The organism is Novosphingobium kalidii, assembly GCF_040534015.1.
Lineage (GTDB): Bacteria > Pseudomonadota > Alphaproteobacteria > Sphingomonadales > Sphingomonadaceae > Novosphingobium > Novosphingobium kalidii.
This window is the reverse complement of the sequence record NZ_JBEWLY010000013.1, coordinates 554,719-572,617: the sequence shown is the minus strand read 5'-3', so window position 1 is coordinate 572,617 and position 17,899 is coordinate 554,719. Positions and strand designations below refer to the sequence as shown.

Below are 17,899 nucleotides of genomic sequence, written 5' to 3'. Positions count from 1 at the left end.
TCCGAGCGATTTTCCAGAGGACCGTCGATTCGCCACCGTATTGGACAAAGCCGAATAAATGCCCGGACTTGCGGCATAGATCTGCCATCGCACGGCAGCCCGGAGGCGTACAGCTGTCGTCGAGTGCGTATAGCCGGACACTGCCGAGAGGGCCCTACACCCACCAAATCTGATTATTTCCGGTCAAGAAATCGCCGCCGCAAAATTCTATTCAACGCAATCCGTATCATACCGTTCTGAGTCTCTAATCTACTCAAACAGCTGCTTGCTTTTGGTGACATAACTGGATGGGTTGTTGCGTTTTTCGATTAAACCTTCAGCTACAAGTCTATTCAGCCAAGATTTTGCCTGGGAATTTGACACTTCTAGGGCCGCAGCAACGTCGGATTCTTTCATAGGTGTGCTTAGTATCTGCCGAATCGCTTCGCGCACCGCAGAAAATAAATTCTCCGCGGGAATTCCGCGGATCTGTGTGACATTATCGATTTCTATACTTGACGTCAACGACGTCGAAGTAACGGCACGGGATTCATCGGAACTGTCAGGTTCTGGGCTCTCTTTTAAATTTGCCGCTGCAGCAACATCCGTATTACCTTCCTCAGTTTGAAGTGCATTTAATTTGGGTAACACATACGCATCATCCTTGCGAGCGTCGCCTGCATCTAGTGGAAGGCCACCCTGCTCGGCCTTTGGGGACAGCGGGGCCGGTTCAGCGAACACCTCCTCCAATGCTTCCACGTCGACCGGGTTTGGCCAGCGAAGCGCACCTTTCCTGAGCAGCGCCTCAAGGCCAGGCGAGGGCTCGCCGATCGACCGAACATAGACCGGAACGAACCTAAGCTTTTCGAGCTGTTCGACCGCCCCTGTCCAGGTGCCGCCCTTGTTGATATCGGAACTGACCACCAGCGACGCATCTGCCAAGGCATAGATTAGCTTGTTGCGCTGCATCGCGTTGCCAACGTTGAACCCAGCACCGGGATCGTAAGGTGAAACCAGCGTCAGTTGGCCATCAAGCAGCATGTTTCGATGCTCGCGGTTCATCGCATTCTTTTCCAGGCTGTCTGCCAACACACCGCACACCTGACCACCTGCCTCCAGAGCGCCCCGCATTGCGGCTTGGTCAATGCCCTTGGCTCCACCCGAGACGACAGCTCTGCCGGCACGAGCGGCCAAACTTCCGACAGACATGGTATAATCGATCAGCGCGGCATCCACGTCACGCGACCCGACGACAGCCAAGCCACCATTTTCCAGCAAACCAACATCGCCGCAGCCATAAAGCACAGCTGGCGCGTCTTCCCGGAACCGAGCCTTAAAGCGCCGGGGATAATCCGCATCTGCCCGACTGATCACCCAGATAGCACGCGTTTGCCAGCGCTCTATGGCCTGACTCAGCAAAAACCCCCTGCCCAACAAACGCTTGAGACGATCCTCTTCGACAGCGGGCTGGCAGGCGCGCAAGATATCGTTAGCGTGCGGCCCGACAAGATCGGCTGGCTGTTGCTGAATATCACGCAAAAGACGAGCGAGACGCCTGTATTCACCCGCTTTCAGCAGGTCTGGCGTCGAGGTGCCCCGTCCAATGATCAGCGGGGCCGTCAGCAGCAAGATCGCTTGCGTATTTGAGGAGAGCGTAGGGATCATTCGTTCTGACCCGTCTGGGAAAGGGCGAGCGGCCACACCTCGCCGCTACCATTCATCCGCAAAAGCCACGCCGATACCGCAAGAGTCCAACGGGAGTCGACCATATCGTCGATCAGAAGCACCGGCCCAGAAGGTACCGGCGCTCCGTTAAGCGCAAGGGAGCCGTCAATATTTCGGGCCTGCTGGGTACTGTTCGCCATCGTCTTCTGCTCAGGTCTGGCATCCGTTTTGGCAAGAACCATATGAAATGGCAGGCCCAACGTCGCCGCCAGTCGCTGCCCGAAATCGGGTACAAGATCCGGATGCCGCAACGATGGCACGCAGGTGATCCAAGCCGGCGCCGGATCCGGACTCCATGCGCGAACCATATTCGCGCAGGCCGTGACGAGTTCGTCGGAAAATCGACCATCCTGGTATTTTCCCCGTCGGACCAAACCGCCCCACCCGGCGTCGCCCCAGACGCACAACGCCTTGCCGGACTGTGCCTGGCAACCCGGATCAATGCGGCCCTTGACCCCGTATTGCGGCATGCCGCCGGCGGGCCACTGCTTGCGCGGTTCGATTGGCAAACTGGTTCGCCGCAGAAATGCGATCGCTTCTCTGACCAGATCCGCGTGCACCTCCGTCGGCAGCGGAGCCAATGTCGGCCCGGTCACCACGCCGGGATCGCCGTCTAGCGCGTCGATCAGGAAGCCCATGTGCTGGCCGAACGGCAGGCCGACATAGTTCTCCATCTGTTGCTGCTCATCTCGCCGTAACGCCGTGAGCCGTTCTGCGCGTTCCCAAAAGCTGTCGGCCAGCTCTGCCGCCGTCAGCTGCCACTTGGTGCCTTGCTTGGCGATGGGCGCCGGTGATTCAAGCGAGAGAAGAGCAATCGTCTTGTCGATCCGTCGCTTGCTGAGATTGATCCTGCTTAGAAGGTCGGGGACAGACAAGCCGTCGGGCTCCGCTTCCAGTGCTTCGAGGACCTCGGCGACCTCCTGTTGCGTGGGGAAGGCACTGCGAATGAACCAATCGGTGATGTCCGCCTCTTCCCGACCGCTGAGGAGTATGCCGTAAGCAGAGTCCAAGGCACGTCCAGCCCGACCAACCTGCTGGTAATAGGCAATCACCGATCCCGGCATCTGATAATGGATGACAAACGCAAGATCGGGCTTGTCGTAGCCCATGCCCAGCGCCGTGGTTGCGACCAGCGCCTTTACCTGATTGTCGAGCAATGCCTGCTCCAATGCCTCACGCTGTTCGCCCGTTTCGCCGGTGTAAGCTTCCACATTGAAGCCCCGCGTTTTCAACCATTGCGCAACCTGATTGGCGTCACGCACTGTCAAAGTGTAGATGATGCCGTGACCTGGCAGTGTCGCGAGCTGCTCGGCGAGCCAAGCCAAGCGCTCGGCCTGGCTCGGCAATCGGATTGTCTGCAATGATAGCGAGCTGCGATTGAGATCGCCTCGCGAAACATCGAGATCCGGTCCGAGGACCGCGGTGAGATCTTCCATCACGCGATTGTTGGCAGTTGCGGTGGTCGCCAACAGCCGCAGATTGGCTGGAAGGGTCCTGACGATCCGTTCCAACAACCGATAGTGCGGGCGAAAATCATGCCCCCAGTCGGAAATGCAATGGGCCTCGTCAATGACGAGGAGCGAGATTTGCGCCGCGATCCCTGCCAGCACCTGGGTGCGAAATCTCTCATTTGCTAGACGCTCCGGCGAGATCAACAATATATCGATTTCACCCCGAGCAAGCTTGGCCTCGACCGACGCCCACTCGTCGCTGTTGTCGGAATTGATCGTAGCGGCGCGGACACCCATGCGTTCTGCTGCCGCAATCTGATTACGCATAAGTGCGAGAAGAGGTGAGATCAGCAGCGCGGGCCCGAAGCCGCGCTCGCGCAGTAATTTGCATGCAATGAAATAGACGAAGCTTTTTCCCCAGCCGGTTTTCTGGACGACCAATATCCGGCCTCGACCGTCGACGGTGTGATGGATCGCTTCTTCCTGGCCATCCCGGAAACTAGCATCGGCGCGGCCGGAACCGATTTTGAGCAATTCGAGTGCGCGACCTGGATTATAGTTCATCGTATTGCCCCTCGGTTTCCGCGTACATCCCAATGCCGCCACCTAGCTGTGCAGCCTGGAATGCCGAAAAAGTCTTCGCCGGGAAGCAGATGATCAGCCTTCCTGGAAACGATCGAAGCTGTCCGGGACTGCTTCCTCGTCGTGATGGCACGGTCCGCTGCTTTCAAAATGCAGAAGCGTGAGTTCCTGGTCATAGCGATCCGATCGCAGGCACATCTCCACCACCGGTTCGGGAAACCAGACGCCCAGGTCTTGCGGGATTCCAGCTTTAGCCTCCTCGGTGAAATCTCTGATCACCGCAGTGGCGAGCGCCGGGAGCTCGAACACTTCGTTCTTTGTGCGAATATAGCGGCCCGACCTGAGTGCGGCTCGACTGGGCTTTGCCCAATGCGCAAAGCCTTCGTTCGACACAACGAGCATGGCACGGGTCTCGGTATATTCGAGCCAGCGCAGGATCGCCGCCGTGAGCGACACGCCATAACGCTTCGCCAAGGTGCCGAGAACGTCAAAATTAGGTCGCGTTTTCGCCGACAGCTGTGCCCGGAAATCATGGAAGGGCATCAACAGCGCGGCTGCGAAGGCATCGGCTTCCTGCTCGATCCCATGCCCGCTCCGCTGGGTGACGGCCTCCTCGTCGCAATAAATACCAAGGTCATACGAATCATCGGTCTCGATCGCCTGGCGATGCAGCACGTAGTGGCCGAATTCATGCCCGATGGTGAAGGCGCGGCGGCCGGCGGACTGGCCCAGATTATACATGATCGCCCATTGCCGTGGCTGGGTTTCGCTGCAGACCAGCGCGCCGACGCAACCGGGAATGTCGCGCTCCACCACGTCGTGGATTCGCCCATCCGGCGCGACATTGGCGGAATATTCCAGGGCGAGATTTGCGATATCGACCGGGCCCCGATCAAACCGGTCCGTTCCGAAGACGGTGTCGAGCATCTTGGTGATCCGACCAGCCTCTTTGAGGGGACGAAGCCGGGCGTCGTCGGTCATTCGGGTTTCTTCGCGCCGAGTATCTTCGCCATCTCTCGAAGCTGCCGACGCGTCTCGGGCGGCAGACCGCTGTAGGACCGATAAAAGGCCTTGTCTTCGGCCTGCTCCAGCGTCTGATCATCGCGGCCGAACAAATAGTCCACGGTCACGTTCAAGGCTTTGGCGATCGCCGACAGCTTCTCCGCGGAGGGGCGTGGCGGGTTTTTGTTTTCCAACTCCCAGATGTAGCTTTTGGATGAATCCGTCGCCTGGGCCAACTGCTCCAACGTCATTTTCTGAGCCGTCCGGCGCTCTTTGATTCGGTCGCCGAATTTAATCTCCATAGATATTCAAACCCTTGCAGATGTTCGGAGTAGGCGAACTCTAGCGCCCTTGACAGCAGCATGCAACAGGCAGATGGTGAAGTTCAGAGTAGCTATATTTGATCTACTCACAAGCTGAACCGAGGCTCTGCCTCCAGGAGTTACCGTTGAACGCGCCATTTTCGCCTCAGGGCCGGAACCCTTTCGACGATCCGCTCGACCGGATCCTGGCGGAGATCGCGCTGAGCGCGCAGCTTCCGCCGTCGCTCCACGGAAAAGCGGGCGGCCGCTACGGCGCGGCGCGCGCTCATCTGGAAGCCGATCCCGCGTTCAAGGATCAGATCGAGCATTTCTATCCGCAGGGTTCGATGGCGATCGATGCCACGATCTCCAGTCGGGGCACTGACGACGAGTATGATCTCGACATCGTGTCACAACTCGGCGGTCGGTTTCGCCAGATGGACCCTCTTGCGATCCTCCTCGCGCTCGAGCGCGCCCTCAAGAATTATCCGGTCCAAAAGGTGGTCCGCCAGACACGGTGCGTGACCCTCTATTACGCCGACCGCATGCACCTCGACATCACCCCGGCGCTACGTGCCTATGGCACGCTCGATCGGGAGAGCTACATCACCCACGCCAAGGGGCCGACTAATTCGACCGACGACCGTTTCGTCGACATGAACGCATTTGGTTTTGTGGAATGGTATCGCGGTCGAACGCCGCTCGAATATCGTATGGCCAAGGCATTCCATGACCATTGGCTCAATCTCGAAGCTTCTGGCCTCCGTGCTGATGCTGAGGTGGACGATGTCCCCGATCAGTGCGAGTTCATCGTCAAGAACACGGCAACGCTGGCGCTGCAGCTGGTGAAGCGGTTCCGAAATATTCGCTACGCCACCTATAGGGGCCGCACTCCGCCTTCCGTAATGCTGTCCTACTATGCCGGCACAGCCGCTAAGCCCGACAGCACGCTGTCCGAAATGGTCATACGCATCGCCAACTGGATCATCGGCGATATCGAACAGGCTTCCCGCTGTGGTCAGAAGTTACATGTGGCAAACCCGGTCTGCGCAGATGACGTCTTCACCGACCGCTGGCCCGAGACGATCGGGCAGCAAGACGAGTTCGCCGGTTACCTGAAGGAGTTGGTTGCAGGGCTTGAAGGCGTCAAGCGCGGCGATCTCGCGGCCGACCGACTGATGGACTGGCTACGCAGCCGTTTCGGCGACCGCGTCGTCACCAAGGCGGCAGACCGAATGGCGAACGAGATCGGTGCAGGTGTTCAGTCAGCCGATCAACGCTATACGCGAAAGGGCGGTCTGCTGTTGCCGACGGCCGGGATCGTGGGGGTAGCAGCGACCCCCAGCATCGCCCGAGCGCAGCCTCACAGCTTTTACGGTGTGCGTATTTGATGCCGGAGCACGCGCTGACGATCGAAGAGCAACGTGCCGCGATGAATAGCATCTGGCCGTCCTTTTCGATCCATAGGCTCAATCGCCAGACGCAGAGTGCGTACTGGACTGGCGAGGTCCGGCCCCAGTTCGGCCGCTTCCGCATAGAGATCCGCTACCGGCTTGGCGATGTTCCGCACGCCCGGGTTCTGCGCCCGGCGCTGATTAGGTTGCCCGGCAATATCGAAGGCCAGCTCCCGCATGTTTACCCACCGGCGGATGACCCAACGCTGTGCCTGTTCGATCCAGCAACCAACCAGTGGGATCCGTCGATGACGATCGCGACGACGACCGTGCCGTGGGCGTGCGACTGGATCGCCTGTTACGAGCTTTGGCTAATGACCGGGCGTTGGACCGGCGGCGGTCGCCACGGCAGCGCAGTTCCAGGATTGAGTGCATTGGCATGACATATATTCCCGGCCGCCGCTCAGATGGAACGATCCAGCATGCGCGGGTCAAGCAGCCTTGGCCGAAAGATCGCCTGTTCCGAATCCTGTCGATTGACGGCGGCGGCATAAGGGGTGTCTTTCCGGCAGCCTATCTGGCCGAGATAGAGCAAAGATTCCTTGAAGGTCGCTCCATCGCCTCGTGTTTCGACATGGTGGCCGGCACTTCGACCGGCGGCATCATCGCGCTGGCGCTCGCCCATGGCATGACCGCGCGCGAAGCGCTGCAAATCTACGTCGAGCGCGGACAGCGCATCTTCCCTGGCTGGTCTGGCTGGCGCAAGTGGTGCCAGCTGCTGCGTTGGATTTCGCGCCCCAAGCACGATCAGACCGTGCTGCGGGACGAGCTGCTGTCGATCTTCGGCGATAGAGTGCTGAACGATGCAACGACGCGGTTGGTGGTGCCGAGCTTCGAAGGCCGACATGGCGAGCCGTTCCTTTACAAGACGCCGCATCACCCCGATTACCAAAAGGATCGGCATCAGAAATTCGCTCACGTCGCACTCCACACGAGCGCTGCGCCGTCCTATTATCCGGCGGTCGATAACGACGGCTACTTCATGATCGACGGCGGCATTTGGGCGAACAATCCGATCATGAACGCGCTCGTCGATGCGTTGGCGTGCTATGATGTTCCGCGGGAGAATATTCGCATTCTGAGCCTCGGCACGGGAGAAGCTGAATTCACCGTTGAGGAAGGCGCGCGGTCCGGCGGCATTCGGCACTGGGCATTATTGCGCGCCTTCACGGCTGCGGCGCGGGCGCAGTGCAAGAACGCCTTGGGCCAGGCCTATCTGCTTGTCGGCAAAAACAATGTGCTGCGGATCGATCCGCCAGAATCGGGACAGCCGATCGCACTCGATGACGTGTCGCGCGCCCTGCGTGAGTTGCCTGGTGTCGCGCGAAGTCTGGCCGAGGGTTCGGGACACCATACTGCATCAATGTTCCTGACCGATTGTGCAGACCCATTCGTCCGGTGCCCAAACGCTTGAGGGCGTTTGAGACATAGCGGTATGGGCTATTTTCTCAACAAGAAGGCAACTTTGCGCTTTTTCGCTGCCGACAGCGACGGTTACGGATTGCCCGATCCTGGATCTACGCTGACCGATCGCCAAGGACATCAATAAGGGTTGGCATACCTGAAGTCGCGCGCCCAGAGCGGTATTTCGGGCTCGTCCCAGAAGGCGACGTGAGTCAGCCCGGTTCTGCCCACCTGAACGATGGGCGGCTTACCGCGATATCGTTCCTGAGTCCGGACAGTCGCCAAGGTCCAACGAAGCCGACTTACCGAGTTGGGAGTTCAACAAGCGCCTTCAGCTGCGATACGGGTACGACGGTAACGCTTCCGATCTTTACAATCTCGATCGTTCCGTCGGCGATGAGCTCGTAAAGCTTGGATCGGCCGATGCCGATCATGCGGCATGCCTCAGGGATGCGCACAGCGAGCGGTTCCATCATCGGCATCGGCGCGCCGCTCCATTCCTGCCTGCTCACTGAAGCGACCTCAGCTTGATGATAGCGGGATCAGACGTGCTGCTCGCTGGCTTGCCTGCCAGCCGGTCCGCCACCTCGTCGATCAGCTCGGCAAAAAGCTTGGCGCCGACTGCCTGCGCTTCACGGGACGCGGGCGTCTGCGCCGAAGAGATCAGCTGGTGCCGCACAACCCGAGCCATGATTTCCCAGACAAGAGCCTCGTTGCGACGAAGGCAGTCCAGGTTGCGCTCGATCCGCGTGAGCCGCACACCGATGGCTTCGTCAGTCCTGGGCGCCTGCCGCCGAGTGAACCAGGCATCCAGCGCTTCGAGCAGGATCTCCGAGCGCGCCTTGCCTGAACTCTCCGCGACGTGCGCGAGCCGCTTGCTCATGTCCTCAGGCAAGAACAGCTGATGACGGGTCTTGTAGGTTTGGGCCATGGCACCTGCTCCAAAGCTAAGGTGGTGGCGGACGGCCAGGGGCAAACCGTTCCGCCACCGCGTGCCAGTATCCTACCGTGTGCCATTCCTGGGAATGGCCCTGATGGGGTCAGATGGGGTCTGTTCGGTGCCGCTCGTCCATGGGGGGCGGCTACATGCCGATACTCGGGCCACGGCTGCGCCCCAGCGACCAGCTGATGGAACCGCTCTCGCGCATCAGTCCCGAGACGCTTCGCCCGACATACTTTTCGAGCTCAGGCCGCCAGGGCACCAGCGTGAAGTAGCGGCTCTTTTCGACCGGCGCATACTTGCCCGAGGTGAGATCGAGCGTGCGCTTGAAAGTGCCCTCGATCTGCTGGTTCGGCTTGGCCTCGGCAAAGCGCAGGCCCAGCTCGCCCGAGAGCTGACCTGCCACCGCCCTCACCTCCCGCTCACGCGGCACGCGGAGCAGATTGCGGCGGTAGACCACGTCCCCACCCTGCTGCCCGGCAAAACCCTGCTCAATCAGCCACTGCTGGCGCAGCCGCAGCGCCTTGCGTACCTCGCCGCCATACCCGGTGGGCGCCAGTTCGCTCTTGTCCGGTGCGGTCAGCTCGCGGTCGAGCCAGGTCTCGGCGTGCACATGAACCAGCTTCTCGATCGGCACGGGCGAGAGCACCTGGATGCGGTAAGGCTCGGCGCGCTGCTTGCCCTGCTCATAGGCGAGCACGGTGTCGAGGTGATCGGGTGCAATGATCCAGGTGCCGCGGGGATGCCGCTCGGGCTTGCCGGTGGCGCGGCGAATAGCTTCCAGACGCCGTACATGCGCCTCCGCGAAGTCTTCCGTCGCGCCTGGATCGTGCTTCAGGTGGAAGTCGATATCGTACTTGCCACCGCTGGCGGCCGCGACCGCGACGATCGTGCGGTCAGCGGTGCGCACATCCACTTGCTTGGGGTCGAGCCGCACTGTGGCTCCAGTGGGGAGCGTCTGCTGGGTCGTGCCGATGTCGAGATAGTGGCTGCGCCCATCTACGCCATCCACAACCAGGTAGCGTCGTTCGTGATCCTCGTCGGCAGCCCCGCGGCCTACTACCTTGCCGACGACAGGTCCGGACGGCAGCTCCGGGACAGGCGCGCGGACCTTGGCCCGCTCATGCACCACAAGGCGCTCGGACGACGGTCCGATAGCCCGCTTCCCGCTCCTGACCCGATCGAACAGGTCCCCGACGAGGTCGAGCTTGAAACGCTGGTGCAATGTGCGAACGATATCACCGTGGCGGCCCATGTCGGACAGGGTCTGCTCGGCGGCAGGATCGAGCGTCCATGACAGCGGCCCGCTGCTGCTCGCCAGTTCCATGCGCTCGAGCACTCGGGCACGTCCCACCAACAGCTGCTGGTACTCGGCGTCACCAGCCATCGGTCCTTCGATGCGGGAGAGGTCGACGACGTTCTCCTTTGCCTGCCGGAGCAGATCACGATCGAGCCGCGTCAGCCGCTCGGCCTCGACTTCCTGGGTCAGCTGCTGGCGCACCTCAATCTCGCTTTGCGGCCCCAGCTCGCGCGTCATGATCTCGGAGGCGCGGGCGCGGATCCCGTGGGCGATGTAGTCGCCGGCGATGTTGAGCGTCTTGCCGTCCTCCGTCTTCCCACGCACCAGCACATGGCTGTGCGGGTGACCTGTGTCGAAGTGATCGACCGCCACCCAGTCGAGGTTGGTGGCAAGGTCCTGTTCCATCTTCGCCATGAGATCGCGGGTGAAGCTTTTCAGGTGGCCGAACTCGCGTCCGTCCTCAGGCGAAACGATGAACCGGAATTGGTGCCGATCCTTTGCGCCACGCTCGACGAAGGCCTTGGCGTCCGCCTCGTCGGCAAAGGTCGAATAGAAGCGCGTGGGCCCACCATCGCGCGCGACGCCGTCACGCTCCAGGTAAGTGACGTGCCGCGCGACTGCCGTGGCCTTGCCGGCAAGCTTCACCACGCGGGCCTTTACCGCGGCCCGGCGGGGGCGCACCTTGAGGCCTGAGCCGCGGTCGAACGACCAGCCACTCCCGCGCGGCAGAACGGCCGCGATCTTGGCGCCGCGCCCACGGGCGTTGAAGCGGCCGGAAGACGCCGCTTGCGTGCCCCCGAAGTTGGCCCCGCCGCCGCGCGGATTGCCGCCGCGCCGCGCAACCTGCTCGAGCACGCGCCCGCGCATGTCACGCGCATGCGGAGCCCGTGCGCTGTCCCGGCGCGAGCGGCCCACACGAGGCTCGAAGCGATTGTCATCCTGTGGCATGATCACGGATATGAGGGGCGGGCAGCCGCCACCTCAAGTGTCTCGCGCACGAGCCCAGCTTTGCTGCGGCGCCACGACACTATGGTACCGGGATTGTCTCCCTGGTGCCGTCCTCGCGAGACAAAACGTCTCGCCCAAAAACGATGTGCAGACAGACATTTGGCCCGGCAAACGCGACGAAGCGTTCCGGCCTTTATCTTGCCCTCCCTCCCCTTTCCGGCCCCCCCTGCCCAAACCCGCAGCCATCCGCGCTTCTGGTCCATCGTCGGCACCGTCGTCACGCATTCTCATAGTTCCTGTTTTGTTCTAGCCTGCGCTTGCATGTGAGTCGCGAAGGAGAACAGGAACATGGCAGTGCGGATCATGGCAGTGCGGATCGAGCCAGGAGCAAACCGGAGGCTGCAGCTGGCCGGCGATATCGAGGCCGTTCTCGACGTGCCGGAGCGCGCGATCAACGACGGCTTTTCGCTCGCATTCTCCGACGGAACGCTGGTCCACGGGCACTATCCAGAGAGCGCATCCGCATGCAGTTTCTTCCTCTCCAGCGAGGGCGCAGCGCTGGTCCGGATCACCCGCAAAGGCATACAGGACGTGCTGGAACTGAATTGGGATTTTGACTGGATCACGCTCGCGTGCGGCACCGAGACCGTGCAACCACACGCCGCTGCAGACGATCAGAACGTGCTACAGCTGACGCTCGACATCGTCGTGGAAGAGGCCGCTTAAGGAAGCGTCAGGCGGCCTCGGCGAGGGTCTCGATGCGGCTCTCGCAAGCCTGGCGAACCACGTCCTGCAGCACCGCCACGCGGCTGGCAATCCAGTCAAGCTGCTCGGCAGTGATAACGTAGGATCGCGAGTAGCGGGCCTTCACATAGGCGTCGCGCAGGAGCGAATAACACCGCTTCTGAAAGCGGTTCTCGCGCGGCCAGACCGTCTTCAGACGCGGCTCCAGTTCCTCAGCCATGTCGCGCAGCCGGTTGAGGTTGTGGGTCTTGGGCGAGTACAACGTGCGGACCAGAAAGAGGCAGTGGTAGAAGCGCTCCACGGCCTGATGGTAGTTGAAGGCTGCTAAATTCAGGTGGCCTCTTCCGAGATGGAACTCAGCCCCCTCGACGAACTCTAAGGCCGTTCTAAACCAGTCTTCAAAGTACTCCCGCGTCTCCTGCAGCGCCTGCTCCGGCGAGAGCGGCTGAGGCTCCACAAAGGGGTTGCCTGCCTCCTCGAACAGCACGATGCCATCCTTGAGGATGTCCATGAAGAAGTAGCGCCCGAGCCGCAGCTTATCGTTCACATCGTCGAGGCTGTGATAGATCAGGCTCACCGGCGTGCGCAGCTGCTTGGCCTCCGACAGTTCAACCAGCAGCCGCCCTTCGGTCTTCTCCCAGAACTCGGCGGCATCGGTGAGATCATCGTGATTGACGACCACGAGCAGGTCGTAGTCAGAGAAGTAGCGCCCTACCGGATCCTCGACCCAATCGCCCCGCGCATAGCTGCCGAACAGGATGATCTTGAGCAGCCTGGCTTCGCGCAAGTGCGGCTGCGTGCGCCGAGCGGTCGCGAAGGCGAAGCCCTCGCGGACGACCTCGACCACATGCGCGAGCTCGGCGCGCTTGCCCTGCGGCAGATGATCGAGGCTGGTCTTCATCGTGTCAGAATCGTCCTTCGCACGCCTGCTGCCAAGCGCAAAGTGATGCGGCCGATCCCGGAAGGGATCGGCCGCGCTGTGGTCACCATCCTTTGCGCTTTTGCCGCCGCACCGAGCGGCCGATCATCTGCAAGGTGAGGACCAGTTCCCGGTTCGCCGCATCTTGAGAAATGCTGAGGCGGCAGGCGATAACTTCGGGCCGCAGCCCCTCGAACCGGGCGAGACGGAACACCTCGTGCTGGCGGTCTGGCAACGAGGCGACTGCACGCGCCAGCCGCCGCAGATCGGGGTCGGCGATCTCGGGCGAGCAGTTCTTCAGGAACAGCTCGCGCACGTGCTGGTGAAGAAAGGCAAGGTGCCGGATCATGCCTCGCCCTCCCCGTGCCGGAGCAGGTAATCGGCCGCCTTGCTCGCAGCACTGGCCGCTCGGAAGATCGCTTTCTCATCGGCACGCAGCACCGCCAGCCAGGCGCCGATGTAGTCGGCGTGACGCACGGTCGGCTGGATGCCAAGCGACGCACAGGTGAAGGCACTCGCCATCTCGGCAACGAGCTCTTCACGCGCGTAGGCAGCGGAGCGAAAGGCGCCTGTCTGGTCACGGTTGAGGCGGCTGGCGTGCCCGGTCCAATGGCTCAGTTCATGCAGCGCGGTGCGGTACCAGTCGATACCGGCATGAAAGGCAATCTGGTGTGGCACCGCCACGAAGTCCTGCCCGGGAGCGTAGTAGGCTTCGCCACCACCGATCCGGAAGTCGGCGCCGCAGCCTTGTATGATCGCGTCCGCTTCGGCGATCGCAAGCACCGGATCGATGGGATTTACAGGCCCAGTCAGCGCATCCGGCAGCCCCTCGCACTGGTCCACGTTGAAGACGGTGAAGCGCTTCAGGAATGCAACCGTGCGAGCCTCGCGATCCTCGTTCCCCGCCTTCTCGGCCTTGGCCCTGGGCGTGAAGCGATCGGCATAGCAGATAACGCTTCCACGCTCCCCCCGGCGCACGTGACCGCCCGCCTTCTCCGCCTGCCTGTACGTCAGCCAACGCTGCGATCCGTAGCCTTGCGCCACGCCGGCGGCCCACAGGATCAGCACGTTTATGCCTGAGTAGTTGCGCTCGGACACAGCATTATGGGGCATCGTGCACGGGCACCTCGACGCATCCCACGGCTGCACCCAGGGCAAGCGCCCTTCCTCCAGCTCGGCGATGATCCTGGCAGTGACCTCACCATAGAGGCTGCCACGTTCGGTCTTGGCCATGCTCCTTCACTCCTTCCTTCAACCGCCATTGACCGGCGCCAGGGTGGCGGGGGGCGGCAGGAGCGGACCGACAGCCCTGCCGGCTGAAGGCGGGGCGCACCCGAAGGGCAGGAACGAAGTGGATGACCTGAGCGCCAGCTCAGGTTGCGCCCCGTCGAGGCGGGGCTACAGGGCAGCGACGCCCCCCGCCACCTTGGAGCCGAAGGCTCAGCGCCGCACGCGCTACACGCGGGCGTCCACCGAAGGGATGCACATTTGCATCCCGCCTCCCGGGCCGCTCAAGGCGGCACGGGAACGCGTCTGCGATCGCAACGGCTTTGCCGACGAGACGCCGCCAGACGGCTCGGCCGGAGCGTGAGCGCACGTAGAGCGCGGTCAGGCGGATGAAGCCTGAGACGCCCCGCCTCTCGCACTCGGACTATTGAGCAGGTACACCCCATCCGCACGTGAGGGAGGATGCACGAGAGCTGCAAGCGCGGGCGCGGGATGAGAGTGCCCGGCGTGAGCCGCCTATGAGAACGGCATTGCCCCTCCGCCGGACTCCTTGTAGGGTAAAACCGCTAAAAACCGGGCATCTAACAGGCACCGTCCGAACGTGACGGTATCTCTGACGGTACATGAAGCCGAATGGCCTCTACTAGCTATCTCAGATCACTAGATAATTGTTTTCGCATTGGACTCCGTCCCCGGCACCACTTGCAACAACAAGACAAGTGGTAAGGTTAGATGCTCTCTCGTGAAGGGCGTCACTGAACTTCTCAGCATCGTACGCCGTACTGCCAGCATCCCTAGCCTTTGACGGTCGACATGGGCAGCCAGGCTTCGAGACGGGGACATTAGGAAGTTATCAAAGCTTCAACCTTAATTAGCGGGCACAGATCGAAACTGTGGCGTCCGCCGGGCGTGCGCGCGCAAGGGGTTGATGAGTTCATGACGGCATTCGGGCGGCGCAACGGCATCGGCGGGATGAACGCAGGTGGCAGACCTGCCTTCGGGGTAGCAAAGCCGCTTAAAGGCGCACCTGAACGCATCGGAGCAGCCTCACTACCGGGCGGGGAGCAGTTTCCTCCGGTGCTTGGGAACGAGGCCTTCGCTACTCCGCAGAACTCCCGCGAGGACGCAATGTCGCGGCTGGCTGACCGCGCCAATGCCGTTCACGAACAATCGGAGCAGGACGGCTTCGAGGCCTCGATTCACAAAATCAAGGAACAGGTGCTGCCGCGTCTCCTCGAGCGCGTCGATCCGGAAGCAGCGGCGACGTTGACCAAGGACGAACTCTCCGAGGAGTTCCGCCCGATCATCGTCGAAGTGCTCGCCGAGCTGAAGATCACCTTCAATCGGCGTGAGCAGTTCGCGCTCGAAAAAGTGCTCATCGATGAGTTGCTCGGCTTCGGACCGCTCGAAGAGCTGCTGAATGACCCTGACGTGTCGGACATCATGGTCAATGGCCCGAACCAGACTTATATCGAAAAGAAAGGCAAGCTGCAGCTCGCCGGAATCCGGTTCCGCGACGAGCAGCATCTGTTTCAGATAGCGCAGCGCATAGTCAATCAGGTCGGCCGCCGTGTCGACCAAACGACGCCGCTGGCAGACGCGCGCCTGAAAGACGGCAGTCGCGTCAACGTTATTGTCCCGCCGCTCAGCTTGCGCGGCACCGCGATCTCGATTCGTAAGTTTTCGGAAAAGCCGATCACCATCGACATGCTGCGCGACTTTGGGTCGATGAGCGATAAGATGGCGACAGCGCTCAAGATCGCGGGCGCCTGCAGGATGAACATCGTGATTTCGGGAGGCACTGGCTCAGGCAAAACCACGATGCTCAACGCCATGTCGAAGATGATCGACCCGAACGAGCGCGTGCTGACGATCGAAGACGCGGCCGAACTGCGCTTGCAGCAACCACACTGGCTACCGCTGGAGACCCGCCCGCCGAACCTCGAGGGACAGGGTGCAATCACCATCGGCGATCTCGTAAAGAACGCCCTGCGCATGCGGCCCGACCGGATCATCCTGGGCGAAATTCGCGGCGCGGAGTGCTTCGATCTACTCGCAGCGATGAACACCGGCCATGATGGCTCTATGTGCACCCTTCACGCCAACAGCCCGCGCGAGTGTCTGGGTCGTATGGAAAACATGATCTTGATGGGCGACATCAAGATCCCGAAGGAGGCGATCAGTCGCCAGATCGCGGAATCCGTCGATCTGATTGTGCAGGTGAAGCGATTACGCGACGGCTCCCGCCGGACGACCAACATCACCGAAGTGATCGGCATGGAAGGCGATGTCATCGTCACCCAGGAACTGTTCAAGTTCGAGTACCTGGACGAAGCTGACGATGGTAAGATCATCGGCGAGTATCGCAGTTCCGGCCTACGCCCCTATACCCTCGAAAAAGCCCGCCAGTTCGGTTTCGACCAGGCATATCTGGAGGCCTGCCTCTGACCTCACGAAGTGGAGGGGCTGGGGAGATTCATGCGGAATGCATGGCCTTGACGCCGAGGGCAAGCAGCACGACCGCAGCCAGGATCGCAAAGAAGAAGAGTCCCGTCCATGGCATGAAGCCCACCTGATCGAGATTGACGCGGCGCACGCGGCGATTTTCGGCTAGCCAAGCCAGCACAGCGATGAGCGCTGCCACGCCTGCGGCAATGATCAACCAGTTGTCGCCAAGATCCATTCTGCCGCCTTGCCTCACTGCCGGGCGAGGGTAAACGCATCCCAGTGAACATTTTCCAGAACCCGGCCCAGCAGACACACCCATCCGGCGCGGCAATATCTGCTCAATCTGCTCGGCGGGCGGACCGCCCGATGCTGGCGATCTGCCTGCGCCTCTGCGCAATGGCTCTGCTTGCCACGATGTTCATGCTGGTCAAGACCGTTGGCGAATATGGCGTTGCGTCCACTGAAGTGATGTTTTGGCGCCAAGCCGTCAGCGTGCCGCTGATCCTTGTCTGGCTCGCCAGCCGTGGGGATCTTGGGCTGCTTCGCACCAAGCGAATGGCAAGCCATGCCCAACGCGCCGCGCTGGGCACAGCGGCGCTTTACTGCAACGTGACCGCGGCAATGCTGCTGCCGCTTTCCGAAGCCACGACGCTTGGCTTCACGACCCCACTATTCGCGGTGCTGATCACAGCATTGGTGTTCCGCAGCACAGTTGGGCCATGGCGCTGGACGGCCGTAGTGCTGGGCTTCGTGGGGGTCCTGATCATCAGCCAGCCCGGACACGAGCCCGTTCCCCCCCTTGGCCTCGCCGCAGGACTGGGTGCGGGGCTGCTGGTGGCGTTGGTGAGCTTCCAAATCCGCGACCTCGCACGAACCGAAGCGCCGATCTCCTGCGTCTTCTGGTTCGCCTTCTACGGAGCCTTGATCGCCTCGCTCCTTCTGCCGACATCGATCACGCCCCACGGAGCGGCGGAATGGGCGCTGCTGATCGCAATCGGCGTGTGCGGCACTCTGGCACAACTGCTTATCACGACATCGCTGCGCTTCGGGCAGGTCGCAACGGTGGTGGTGATGGACTACACCGCGCTCGTATGGTCGACGCTTTACGGCTGGCTCATCTGGGACCGCCTACCACCTGCCGCTACCTGGCTGGGGGCACCGGCTATTGTTGCGGCTGGGTTGGTCATCACTTGGCGCGAGCATCGACTGTCTCGCGCGATCTCGCCGGGCTCTGCGCTCGAAGAGGTCTGATGCTGCGGGGAACACCGCGGCTCACCGCGTGTTTGGTGCGCAGGCGCAGCATGGTGAAAGCCGGCGCGCCCCCACCGAAAGGATTTAGGACATGCTCAGGAAAGTCGTTTTCGCGCTCGTCGCGGGCAGCATCGCACTCGGCGCCACCGCTTGTAACACGGTCAAGGGCGCCGGTCGTGACGTCGAGTCGGTGGGCGAAGCAGCCGACCGCGCGTTGTAAGTT

General features: G+C 61.6%; 18 protein-coding genes. 7 read left to right on the top strand and 11 right to left on the bottom strand.

Features of this window, described 5'->3' with window-relative positions; translation table 11 throughout:
- Nucleotides 1–249: 249 nt before the first annotated feature.
- The 4 genes from ABVV53_RS09525 to ABVV53_RS09510 are packed head-to-tail and all read right to left on the bottom strand — an operon-like array spanning nt 250 to nt 5,041.
- Complete coding sequence (locus tag ABVV53_RS09525; protein ID WP_353984137.1) at nt 250–1,644, bottom strand: DNA-processing protein DprA; 1,395 nt, start codon at nt 1,642–1,644, stop codon at nt 250–252.
- A complete protein-coding gene (locus ABVV53_RS09520; RefSeq protein WP_353984136.1) occupies nt 1,641–3,761 on the bottom strand; it encodes a RecQ family ATP-dependent DNA helicase in 2,121 nt (706 codons plus the stop codon). The genes ABVV53_RS09525 and ABVV53_RS09520 overlap by 4 nt, the downstream gene beginning before the upstream one ends.
- Nucleotides 3,762–3,812: 51 nt before the next feature.
- Nucleotides 3,813–4,718, bottom strand: coding sequence for an ImmA/IrrE family metallo-endopeptidase (locus ABVV53_RS09515; protein WP_353984135.1), 906 nt, complete (start codon nt 4,716–4,718; stop codon nt 3,813–3,815).
- Entirely contained in the window at nt 4,715–5,041 is a 327-nt protein-coding gene (locus ABVV53_RS09510; RefSeq protein ID WP_353984134.1) for a helix-turn-helix domain-containing protein, read from the bottom strand. The genes ABVV53_RS09515 and ABVV53_RS09510 overlap by 4 nt, the downstream gene beginning before the upstream one ends.
- 146 nt (nt 5,042–5,187) lie before the next feature.
- Between ABVV53_RS09510 and ABVV53_RS09505 the strand changes: the two genes are divergently transcribed.
- From ABVV53_RS09505 to ABVV53_RS09495, 3 genes are read left to right on the top strand one after another with little or no spacing between them, the layout of a single operon-like run.
- Nucleotides 5,188–6,432 (top strand): nucleotidyltransferase domain-containing protein, encoded by a 1,245-nt coding sequence (locus tag ABVV53_RS09505; protein ID WP_353984133.1) that lies wholly within the window; start codon nt 5,188–5,190, stop codon nt 6,430–6,432.
- A gap of 41 nt (nt 6,433–6,473) precedes the next feature.
- Complete coding sequence (locus ABVV53_RS09500) at nt 6,474–6,878, top strand: type II CBASS E2 protein (protein WP_353984132.1); 405 nt, start codon at nt 6,474–6,476, stop codon at nt 6,876–6,878.
- Nucleotides 6,875–7,909 carry a CBASS cGAMP-activated phospholipase gene (locus ABVV53_RS09495; protein WP_353984131.1) on the top strand — a complete coding sequence of 345 codons (1,035 nt, stop codon included), beginning with the start codon at nt 6,875–6,877 and terminating at the stop codon, nt 7,907–7,909. Before ABVV53_RS09500 ends, ABVV53_RS09495 begins: the two co-directional genes overlap by 4 nt.
- Nucleotides 7,910–8,201: 292 nt before the next feature.
- Here ABVV53_RS09495 and ABVV53_RS09490 read toward each other — a convergent pair whose 3' ends face one another.
- From ABVV53_RS09490 to ABVV53_RS09480, 3 genes are all read right to left on the bottom strand, one after another.
- Nucleotides 8,202–8,381, bottom strand: a complete 180-nt coding sequence (locus ABVV53_RS09490) for a helix-turn-helix transcriptional regulator (RefSeq protein ID WP_353984130.1) — start codon at nt 8,379–8,381, stop codon at nt 8,202–8,204.
- 26 nt (nt 8,382–8,407) lie between these two features.
- Complete coding sequence (locus tag ABVV53_RS09485) at nt 8,408–8,830, bottom strand: hypothetical protein (protein ID WP_353984129.1); 423 nt, start codon at nt 8,828–8,830, stop codon at nt 8,408–8,410.
- Between the two features lie 151 nt (nt 8,831–8,981).
- A complete protein-coding gene (locus ABVV53_RS09480) occupies nt 8,982–11,087 on the bottom strand; it encodes a DUF3363 domain-containing protein (RefSeq protein ID WP_353984128.1) in 2,106 nt (701 codons plus the stop codon).
- Nucleotides 11,088–11,435: 348 nt separating this feature from the next.
- Here ABVV53_RS09480 and ABVV53_RS09475 point away from each other — a divergent pair, with 348 nt between their 5' ends.
- Nucleotides 11,436–11,813, top strand: coding sequence for a hypothetical protein (locus ABVV53_RS09475; protein WP_353984127.1), 378 nt, complete (start codon nt 11,436–11,438; stop codon nt 11,811–11,813).
- A 7-nt stretch (nt 11,814–11,820) separates the two neighbouring features.
- Here ABVV53_RS09475 and ABVV53_RS09470 read toward each other — a convergent pair whose 3' ends face one another.
- The 3 genes from ABVV53_RS09470 to ABVV53_RS09460 all read right to left on the bottom strand — a co-directional run bounded on the left by ABVV53_RS09470 (nt 11,821) and on the right by ABVV53_RS09460 (nt 13,983).
- Nucleotides 11,821–12,732, bottom strand: coding sequence for a HEPN domain-containing protein (locus ABVV53_RS09470; RefSeq protein WP_353984126.1), 912 nt, complete (start codon nt 12,730–12,732; stop codon nt 11,821–11,823).
- Between the two features lie 82 nt (nt 12,733–12,814).
- Nucleotides 12,815–13,099, bottom strand: coding sequence for a sigma factor-like helix-turn-helix DNA-binding protein (locus ABVV53_RS09465; RefSeq protein WP_353984125.1), 285 nt, complete (start codon nt 13,097–13,099; stop codon nt 12,815–12,817).
- Nucleotides 13,096–13,983, bottom strand: coding sequence for an ArdC family protein (locus tag ABVV53_RS09460; RefSeq protein ID WP_353984124.1), 888 nt, complete (start codon nt 13,981–13,983; stop codon nt 13,096–13,098). The genes ABVV53_RS09465 and ABVV53_RS09460 overlap by 4 nt, the downstream gene beginning before the upstream one ends.
- 930 nt (nt 13,984–14,913) lie before the next feature.
- Between ABVV53_RS09460 and ABVV53_RS09455 the strand changes: the two genes are divergently transcribed.
- Nucleotides 14,914–16,425, top strand: a complete 1,512-nt coding sequence (locus ABVV53_RS09455; protein ID WP_353984123.1) for a TadA family conjugal transfer-associated ATPase — start codon at nt 14,914–14,916, stop codon at nt 16,423–16,425.
- Nucleotides 16,426–16,453: 28 nt separating this feature from the next.
- Here ABVV53_RS09455 and ABVV53_RS09450 read toward each other — a convergent pair whose 3' ends face one another.
- A complete protein-coding gene (locus tag ABVV53_RS09450; protein WP_353984122.1) occupies nt 16,454–16,660 on the bottom strand; it encodes a hypothetical protein in 207 nt (68 codons plus the stop codon).
- Nucleotides 16,661–16,791: 131 nt separating this feature from the next.
- Between ABVV53_RS09450 and ABVV53_RS09445 the strand changes: the two genes are divergently transcribed.
- On the top strand, nt 16,792–17,676 hold the full coding sequence (locus ABVV53_RS09445) for a DMT family transporter (protein ID WP_353984121.1): 885 nt from the start codon (nt 16,792–16,794) through the stop codon (nt 17,674–17,676).
- Between the two features lie 91 nt (nt 17,677–17,767).
- Nucleotides 17,768–17,896: an entericidin A/B family lipoprotein gene (locus ABVV53_RS09440; protein WP_353984120.1), complete on the top strand. Its 129-nt coding sequence runs from the start codon at nt 17,768–17,770 to the stop codon at nt 17,894–17,896.
- Nucleotides 17,897–17,899 lie beyond the last annotated feature (3 nt).

Coding starts and splice junctions, on each gene's coding strand:
- ABVV53_RS09445 (WP_353984121.1), top strand. CDS start 16,792: ATGCTGGCGATCTGCCTGCGCCTCTGCGCAATGGCTCTGCTTGCCACG.
- ABVV53_RS09450 (WP_353984122.1), bottom strand. CDS start 16,660: ATGGATCTTGGCGACAACTGGTTGATCATTGCCGCAGGCGTGGCAGCG.
- ABVV53_RS09470 (WP_353984126.1), bottom strand. CDS start 12,732: ATGAAGACCAGCCTCGATCATCTGCCGCAGGGCAAGCGCGCCGAGCTC.
- ABVV53_RS09465 (WP_353984125.1), bottom strand. CDS start 13,099: ATGATCCGGCACCTTGCCTTTCTTCACCAGCACGTGCGCGAGCTGTTC.
- ABVV53_RS09510 (WP_353984134.1), bottom strand. CDS start 5,041: ATGGAGATTAAATTCGGCGACCGAATCAAAGAGCGCCGGACGGCTCAG.
- ABVV53_RS09515 (WP_353984135.1), bottom strand. CDS start 4,718: ATGACCGACGACGCCCGGCTTCGTCCCCTCAAAGAGGCTGGTCGGATC.
- ABVV53_RS09500 (WP_353984132.1), top strand. CDS start 6,474: ATGAATAGCATCTGGCCGTCCTTTTCGATCCATAGGCTCAATCGCCAG.
- ABVV53_RS09495 (WP_353984131.1), top strand. CDS start 6,875: ATGACATATATTCCCGGCCGCCGCTCAGATGGAACGATCCAGCATGCG.
- ABVV53_RS09440 (WP_353984120.1), top strand. CDS start 17,768: ATGCTCAGGAAAGTCGTTTTCGCGCTCGTCGCGGGCAGCATCGCACTC.
- ABVV53_RS09475 (WP_353984127.1), top strand. CDS start 11,436: ATGGCAGTGCGGATCATGGCAGTGCGGATCGAGCCAGGAGCAAACCGG.
- ABVV53_RS09525 (WP_353984137.1), bottom strand. CDS start 1,644: ATGATCCCTACGCTCTCCTCAAATACGCAAGCGATCTTGCTGCTGACG.
- ABVV53_RS09485 (WP_353984129.1), bottom strand. CDS start 8,830: ATGGCCCAAACCTACAAGACCCGTCATCAGCTGTTCTTGCCTGAGGAC.
- ABVV53_RS09455 (WP_353984123.1), top strand. CDS start 14,914: ATGACGGCATTCGGGCGGCGCAACGGCATCGGCGGGATGAACGCAGGT.
- ABVV53_RS09480 (WP_353984128.1), bottom strand. CDS start 11,087: ATGCCACAGGATGACAATCGCTTCGAGCCTCGTGTGGGCCGCTCGCGC.
- ABVV53_RS09490 (WP_353984130.1), bottom strand. CDS start 8,381: ATGCCGATGATGGAACCGCTCGCTGTGCGCATCCCTGAGGCATGCCGC.
- ABVV53_RS09460 (WP_353984124.1), bottom strand. CDS start 13,983: ATGGCCAAGACCGAACGTGGCAGCCTCTATGGTGAGGTCACTGCCAGG.